The sequence below is a fragment of the Deltaproteobacteria bacterium genome, from assembly GCA_016874775.1.
Lineage (GTDB): Bacteria > Desulfobacterota > Binatia > Bin18 > Bin18 > VGTJ01.
This window is the reverse complement of the sequence record VGTJ01000233.1, coordinates 1-7,782: the sequence shown is the minus strand read 5'-3', so window position 1 is coordinate 7,782 and position 7,782 is coordinate 1. Positions and strand designations below refer to the sequence as shown.

Sequence of the window (7,782 nt, the reverse complement as noted above, 5' to 3'; positions counted from 1 at the left end):
GGGCGGCGCGGGCACAGCGCAATCACTTAGCATGTTGTTATCATGCGTGGGTATCCTTGAAAGTGAAAGCTCAAGAACTGGGCCAGACCCTGTATGCCGTGCGGGAGAGTTTGTTTAGTCATTACCTTCGCGCTGAACTACAAAACCCTCATGTCACGGCTTGTTAAGGTCCAAAGCGTAAGTCCTGAACGTTTGAAAAAATGGTTGACTTGCGTCCAGGAGTGGCGGCGTACGCTCGGCTTTCGTACATTCGCGAGCTGTATGGTGATATGGCGGGAGCGACGGAGGTGATGAAGCTTGCAGTTAATGCGGGCTATCTCCATGATCCCGAGCCATTGGCTTGGAGTTTGGTGCAACTCGGCAATTTGTATTTTCACCAAGGACAACTGGCAGCCGCGGAAAGTGAGTGCCAAACTGCCCTTCACGTTTTTCCACACTACGCGCACGCTCAAGCTGCACTCGCTCGCGTGCGAGGGGCACAGCAACGGTACGCAGAGGCTATTGAACTCTATCGTCAAGCGACCGGCGCAGTGCCTTCGCCGGATACGATCACAGCCTTCGGCGATTTGCTCGCGTTCGCTGGCACACAGGAGGACGCAAAAAAGCAGTACGCATTGGTTGAATACGTGGAAGGAGTTAATGCGGCAAAGAATGATACTTACACGCGTCAGTTGGCGCTGTTCTATGCCGACCATGATCGTCAGTTAGACGAAGCTGTAAAGCTAGCGGAGCTTGAGAGTACACGACGGCGCGACATTTATACGTATGACACTTTGGCCTGGGTATACTACAAAGCTGGACGACTGACTGAAGCTCAACAGGCGATGGTACAGGCGTTGCGACTGGGGACAAAGGATGCAGTGCTCTTTTTTCATGCTGGAATGATTGCTTATGGTGCAGGTGAACCGGAGAAAGCGACGCATTACCTTCAGCTTGCTCTGAAAACCAATCCGTATTTCTCACTGTCTGACGCCGCGCATGCCCGTCGTATTCTCACGAAGCTTGAGCGCCTGGATGAGAGGGGTGGACCTCTCGCCAAGTGAGTTCCTGTTGTGAAGTCAGGGCTGTGGGCAGCTATGTTTGCTTTGCGATAGGAGAATTCGTTATAATTAGGACCTCTACACTCTTCATTCCCTGAGCAATCCAAACTGTTTGGAGGGTACGTATAGTCTAGTCAGAGATTGGTGTCGCTACACGCTATCTCGACCATGGAGAGAAAGGAGGCGCGAGCACAGTTTACTGGGGAGGGAGGCAGGTAGCGTGCAGAAAAGGTGCTCTATGCGCCCACAAGAACCGGATACTTTTCTGCCTGCTTTTGAGGGGACTCCTGTATCCGGAATGCAAAGGGGGAACAGTCAGTGAAAAAACGATCGCTTTCTTTTTTCATGTCAGCAGCTGTTGCGGCGTTGGCGTTGCTCTGTCCACCGCCATCTTACAGTGCCGATCATCGTGAAGCTCCGGTAGTGAACGGACTTCCACAAGGTGACCTTGGTGATGTGTTCATCTTTGTCGACCCTAACAACGCCAACCGGTTAGTCGTCGCGATGGGGGTCAATGGTTTTGCCATTCCGGCCGTGCGGGGAAGCTATAGTTTCTCATCAAACTTCCTGTATCAGTTCAAGTTTGACAATAACGGGGACTTCAAGGAAGACCTTGTAATTCAAGGCTTATTCACGGGCAGTGGGGCAGGACAGACTGTGCGCGTTCTTGGTCCGTCCGCACCGAAAAGGACAGGGGCAACAAATCGCGTGCTTGGAGGTGCCCCTGAAGTATCGGGAGGAGTCGGGCAAAACCTGGGTGATGCAAACGCGACTCAGGTCTTTTTTGGTCTGACTGATGATGCTTTTAACTTCGATGCCGGTCAGTTTAACCGTATCTTGGGTGCCTCTCAGGACCTTTTCCGCGGAGTAACAAGCCCTGTCCTTGGTCCGCTGCGGGGACGACCTACTCGTGATGATGGAACAAGCGGAGTGGATGCTTTCGGTGGAATCAATGCATCCATGCTCGTCGTTTCATTCCCGAAAGCTCTTGTTCGTGGTGCAAATGCAACGCTCAATTTTTGGGGAACAGTCAGTCGCCCGACCGATAGTGAGGCCAAGACGCCACTGAATGGGAGATTCGTTCAGTTTGAACGTACGGGGTTGCCAGCGATTTCTACGGTGTTTGTTCCGCAAGCACGACGTGATGAGTTCAACAACGCCATTCCCGAGGAAGATCTCGCGAAGTTTGGCTCATTGATTCCAGATGCGCTGACGACAACGGATACCGATAGCACGGGGAACACCATTGCCGGTCGTGCAACCTTGCTCACCCAACTTGGAGTGACAGCACTTCCCGGAGGGGCCCCGCTCTTGCTGCCTGATAGCTTCGGCAATACAGATAAAGACTTTCTGCGCAAAGCCCTTCTTCCCGATGTGCTGCGCTTTGATATGGACCGGCCATCGGCCGCTCTTGATATTGGCGTGCTAGGAATCTCTAACGGACGTCGCCCCCAAGATGATGTCATTGATCTAGAATTGCGCCTCCTCCGTCAGCTTGCTGATGTGAAGTTTCCCGATGGGTCGAACGTGCCTGGGAGCGGACCGCGGGGAAATCGTGTCGCACTGGATTGTTCAACGCTCCCGAGCTGTCCCGATCGCCGTGTCTTAGTCGTTTTGCAAGGCACTGACTTTATCGAGGCGGATGAGGATATCGCTGATCTGTCAGAAGGCGGCAATGAGCGTGATTATCCTAACCCCTATGTCTTCCCGTTCTTTGCCTCTGCGCATCCGTTCCCTGGCTCTCCCGGAACCACCGGTTTTCCTGAGCAGCAGTAACCAGCGGTAGGTATACGCAAACCATAAGGAAGCGAAGATGTATACAAAGCAAATCCTCTTCTTTGGCATCTTCGCTTTTCTTGTTCTGCAGGCTGGACAAGTCCGTGCTGCCCAACTTCATGAGGCTGATGATCTCATCTCCTTCTCGCAACACCGCCTCTCGCGGGATCCAGACAACTTTGCTCACTACAATGCCCTTGCCTTTGCGTATATGCAAAAGGCGCGAGAAACGGGCGATGTGTCGTACTACGATCGTGCAGAAGATGCGGCCAAAAAATCACTTGCCCTGGTGCCACGCCACACGACTGCGGCAACGGCGACAAAATATCTAGCTGCCATCCATCTGGCCAAGCATCGCTTTGACCACGCGCGACGTGGTGCCCAACAGGCGTTACGCTTGGACGCATCCGACCCATCTGCGTACGCGATCATCGGAGATGCTGCCCTTGAACTGGGAGAGTACGAGAACGCCGCCGAGGCATACAAAAAGTTACAGGGCCATTCTCGCGCCCTCGCTGTGGATGAGCGGGTGGCGTATCTGCATTTTCTTCGTGGCGATGTACAGCGCGCTATAAAGTTAATGCGTCACGCAGTCGAACTAGGTGAAACGGCGAAGCAGTATAGAGAACATGTGGCCTGGAGTCAGACCCAACTCGGGGATCTCTATTTCGCGACCGGAGATTTCGAGAATGGGAGTACTACCTATGAAGCTGCACTCGCGACCTACCCAAAGTATCATCGCGCACAGGCTGGGCTAGCACGAGTTCGTGCGGCACAGGGCCACGCGCTCGAAGCCATTCACCTATATCAACAAGCGATTGCGACGATTCCGCTGCCAGAATACGTCAGTGCGCTGGGTGACCTGTATGCTGCGCTCCGTCAACCTGAGGAAGCGCAGAAACAATATGCGCTCATCGAATATATGGCTACGCTCAGCGAACGTAACCAGACGCTGTACAACCGTGAACTCGCACTCTTCTATGCGGACCATGATCAACAGCTGACTAAGGCGTTGGCACTGGCACAGAAAGAACTCGAAGTTCGCCGAGACATTTATACCTATGACGTGCTGGCATGGGCACTGTATAAGAACAACAAGTTACCAGAAGCGCAGGAGGCGATGCAGCGCGCTTTACGATTGGGGACACAAGATGCGCGTCTCTTTTTCCACGCAGGGATGATTTATCAACGATTAGGGAAACGAGTGGAGGCGCAAACGTACTTGCAACGGGCGCTACGATTGAATCCACGCTTTCATCCGCTGCAAGCGGATCTTGCGATGCTTACCCTTGCCACTCTGCGCGGGAAACCCGCTGCCAGTGCCGCCCAGGAGAAAAACAATGATCGCTTCTAGGTTGGGTCTCCATATTATTACCATCCTCATGACGGTGTTCTTGTTCCCGGTCCACGGATCAGCCCATCCTATGGGTAACTTCAGCATCAATCATTTTTCTGCGGTGGCGCTGTTTCCCACGTCTATTCGCGTGTCGTATGTCATTGATATGGCGGAGATTCCGACGTTCCAAGAGATGCAGGACGCCGGAATGGTCGCTCAACCTGACGACCCTACGGCGATTCAATATCGAGACCGCAAAGTCGAGGAGTGGCGACAGAGTCTGGTGTTGCGAGTGGGAGCACACCCGTTGACCCTCTCACCGCGTTCGCGTGAGCTAACGTTCCCTGCCGGTGCTGGTGGATTACCAACCTTACGGCTTGCTGTCGTGTATGAGGCAGCTCTTGATGCCGAGAGTGGAACGGTGGTGTATGAAGATCATAACTACCCGCAACGTATCGGATGGAAAGAAATCATCGCGCGAGCGTACGATGGCGCGACCATCACCCGTAGTTCTGTTGCAGAAGAGAGTAAAAGCGCCCAATTGACGAATTATGCCACTGACCTCTTGCAAGCTCCTCCGCAAGATCTGCGAGCTGAATTGGTGTTCGCCGTTCCAGCGGCTGCCCGCGCTCAAGTCGCATCTGCTGCGCCAGTAACAACTGGAGATGCGACAGCCGTTCGCGATGCGCAGACACCGCGGAGTTGGTTAACTGAACTGGTGACCGCACCGCAACAGACTCCTGGTCTGATTCTTATATCTCTCTTGGTGGCAATGGGATTCGGAGCGCTCCACGCGCTTGAACCTGGACATGGGAAGACGCTCGTTGCCGCGTACCTGGTCGGAGAACGTGGGACCGCCTGGCATGCCCTCTTGCTCGGTCTCACTGTCACCATAAGTCACACCATCGGTGTGTTTGCCCTGGGTGCTGTCGCGCTGTTTGCTTCTCAGTACATCGTGCCCGAACAACTCTATCCTTGGCTGAATCTTGTTTCTGGCCTGCTTATCGCTGGTATGGGGGGGATATTGCTGCGCCAAGCCTGCCTGCGTTCCCTCGGTCACGCAATTCCTCACCATCATCATAGCCATGATCATCATCATGACCACGATCATCATCATGGCCATGACCTTCATACGCACCACCATCACGACCATAGGGATACTGCCCACGCGCACTCATCTCACCGCCATCACGGAACTCATGAGCATGGCGTAGGCAGTCACGTCTCGTATGGAGCCTTACTCACCTTGGGCGTCACCGGCGGCATGATCCCCTGTCCTGGAGCGTTGGTGGTGTTACTGAGCGCAGTTGCGTTGCAACGTATTGCTTTTGGGATGTTATTGATCGTCGCTTTCAGTATCGGGTTGGCTGGGGTTCTTGTGAGCATTGGCTTACTTCTGGTCTCCGCACGCAGTTCTATGCAGCGTTGGCATGGAGAAGGAGCCTGGGCAGCATATTTGCCGTTCCTCTCTCCGTTGGTGATGACGCCTATCGGCGTGTTCCTTGTTCTTCGCTCTCTGTCTGATACTGGCATACTCCCGCAATTGCCCTTCTGAAGCCAAACTTTGACTCTTCTCCAAGTGACGGCGTTTGCTTATCGCCGTGACGAGCAGCTCCTGCGGAAACAGTAAAGGTTTTTCGTTCGCAACCGATTCTGTTGTCAAGGGATTTGCTACGTCATTTGCCAGTAGATGCACCCAGGAATATTCCGCGCGTGCTCTCTTTTGGCACGGAAGCCGTGATCCTTGGAGAGGAGTCGTTTATGTCTCGCTTTTCGCCAGCGAGCCTACGCTTTCGGTTGCTGTTGCTTGTCTTGTTCGCCGTTATTCCGGCGTTCCTGTTGACGGTGTTTACGAACTGGAACGAGCGTCGACTTGCCGCATCCGACGTCCGTGAAGAGGCACTCCGTCTCGCTCGACTCGCGGCGGCAGATCAAGAACAATTGGTTGAGGGGGTACGGCAACTACTGGTGACCCTGGCTCGACTGCCTGAAGTGCAGGGGGAGGAAGCTGCACAGTGTCAGGCCTTGCTCGCTGACCTCTTGCGGCAACATCGTCGCTATACCAACCTCGGGTTCATCAGATCAAGGGGTGAGGCTGCATGCAGTGGTTCGCCACTCGCCAAAGGAGATCTGAGTGCTGATCAATCTCTGAGTATCGTTGCGCGACACGCCATCGAAACCGGTGAGTTTAGCGTGGGAGACTATCAAGCAGGGAGAGCAACGCGAGGAGAAGCTGTCGTTTCCTTTGCATACCCGGTGTTCAACACTGCCGGTGAAGTACTTGGTGCTGTATTTGCGACTCTCGACCTCACCTGGCTCAATCAGTTCGCTTCTAAACTGTCTTTACCGACTGATTCAACACTGACAGTGATCGATCGTAAAGGCATCGTGTTGGCTCGCCATCCGGAACGCGGAAACTGGATCGGGCAAGTTGCTCCAGAGGCGCAATTGATTCAAGGGCTCTCGGGTAGTCTTGATGAAGACACCGCACAGGTGATCGGCGAGGATAACGTGTCGCGGCTCTATGCGTTTACCGTGTTGCGTTCGGCGAGTCGCGCAGCCTCCTATGTCAGTGTCGGGATCCCTACCGAAGTTGCCTTTGCGGCCTCCAATCGTGTGTTGCGCATTACGATGGCCGGATTGGCATTGGCCGCCGCGTTCGTCTTAGCTATGGCGTGGTTTGGCGCAGATTTGTTGATCCTCCGTCGGGTGCATCTTGTCTTAGGGGCGACCGAACGTCTGAGTAAAGGCGATCTGACCGTACGTACTGGTCTGCCCAACGGACCTGGAGAACTCAACTTGCTGGGCTACGCGTTTGACCAGATGGCTGCAACACTGCAGCAACGCGAAACCGAACGAACCGCTGCAGAGGAGGAAATCCGCACCCTCAATACCGATCTTGAGCGGCGCGTCAAAGAACGAACCACACAGTTAGAAGTTGCCAACAAAGAGTTAGAAGCCTTTTCGTACTCTGTGTCGCACGATCTACGGGCGCCGTTGCGTGGGATGGCCGGGTTCGCTCGCATTCTGATGGAAGATTATGCCGAGCAACTTCCTGACGATGCGGTCCGGTCATTGAAACGGATTCAAGATAATGCGCAAAAGATGGGGACTCTGATTGATGATCTGCTAGCGTTTTCTCGCCTCAGTCGACAAGCCCTGAATAAGCAACCTATCGCACCTGGTGCTATGGCACGCCAAATTCTGGATGAGTTGCAAGGTGATCAAGAAGGGCGAAAGCTCGATATTGTCATCGGTGACATGCCGCAATTCAACGGTGACCCTGCATTGTTCAAACAAGTGTATGTGAACTTACTGACCAACGCTCTCAAGTTCACCCGCAAGCGAGACCCCGGTCGCATAGAAATTGGGTGCCAGAGGATCGATGGTACGGATGCGTATTTCGTGAAGGACAATGGTGTTGGCTTCGATATGCGTTTTTCCAACAAACTGTTCGGGGTGTTCCAGCGATTACATGATGCGAAGGAGTACGAAGGGACTGGGGTAGGGCTGGCCTGGTGCAAAGACGCCTCACGCTGCCTGTTGAAAGTGGACCTGCTTTTCTTCCGCTAGCGTGAGCTGGCGGAAGGCCTGTTGGCGTTGGGCCTAGAGCGACGGCCCCAGGTGCTG

The 7,782-nt window shown here is 54.0% G+C and carries 5 protein-coding genes; all 5 read left to right on the top strand.

What is annotated here, in order from left to right:
- Positions 1-200: 200 nt before the first annotated feature.
- Positions 201-1,043: a tetratricopeptide repeat protein gene (locus FJ147_25810; protein MBM4259304.1), complete on the top strand. Its 843-nt coding sequence runs from the start codon at positions 201-203 to the stop codon at positions 1,041-1,043.
- Positions 1,044-1,385: 342 nt separating this feature from the next.
- Entirely contained in the window at positions 1,386-2,816 is a 1,431-nt protein-coding gene (locus FJ147_25805; GenBank protein MBM4259303.1) for a DUF4331 domain-containing protein, read from the top strand.
- Positions 2,817-2,853: 37 nt separating this feature from the next.
- Positions 2,854-4,170 carry a tetratricopeptide repeat protein gene (locus tag FJ147_25800; GenBank protein ID MBM4259302.1) on the top strand — a complete coding sequence of 439 codons (1,317 nt, stop codon included), beginning with the start codon at positions 2,854-2,856 and terminating at the stop codon, positions 4,168-4,170.
- On the top strand, positions 4,157-5,707 hold the full coding sequence (locus FJ147_25795) for a hypothetical protein (GenBank protein MBM4259301.1): 1,551 nt from the start codon (positions 4,157-4,159) through the stop codon (positions 5,705-5,707). The genes FJ147_25800 and FJ147_25795 overlap by 14 nt, the downstream gene beginning before the upstream one ends.
- Positions 5,708-5,913: 206 nt before the next feature.
- Entirely contained in the window at positions 5,914-7,725 is a 1,812-nt protein-coding gene (locus FJ147_25790) for a HAMP domain-containing protein (protein ID MBM4259300.1), read from the top strand.
- Positions 7,726-7,782 lie beyond the last annotated feature (57 nt).